The sequence below is a fragment of the Streptomyces sp. NPDC059456 genome (genome assembly GCF_042750055.1).
Lineage (GTDB): Bacteria > Actinomycetota > Actinomycetes > Streptomycetales > Streptomycetaceae > Streptomyces.
In genome coordinates this window covers 4,031-4,304 of record NZ_JBHYVA010000717.1, presented here as the reverse complement: position 1 = coordinate 4,304, position 274 = coordinate 4,031, and the positions used below count along the sequence as shown (strand labels likewise).

1 pseudogene is annotated in these 274 nt (G+C 80.3%); it reads right to left on the bottom strand.

What is annotated here, in order from left to right:
* Window positions 1-26: 26 nt before the first annotated feature.
* Window positions 27-179: pseudogene (locus tag ACFXA3_RS37050) on the bottom strand (Lrp/AsnC ligand binding domain-containing protein); the annotation flags it as partial.
* Window positions 180-274 lie beyond the last annotated feature (95 nt).

The following is a 274-nucleotide window of genomic DNA, read 5'->3' as shown; positions in this document are numbered from 1 at the left end:
GCGCAGCAGTGTCCGGGGGGCGGCGGTCAGGCCGGGGCGCCCGAGGTGAAGCGGCGCAGGAGCGGGGAGAGGACCAGCACCGACTTGGTGCGCTCCACGAACGGTTCGCCCGCGATGCGCTCCAGTACGCGCTCGAAGTGGCGCATGTCGGAGGCGAAGACCTGGACGAGGGCGTGCGCGGCGGCGGGGGGGGGGGGGCGGGGGCCCCCCCCCCCCCCCCCCCCCCGCCCCCCCCCCCCTGTGGGCCCCCCGGCGGGGTGGCGGGCGGGTCAGA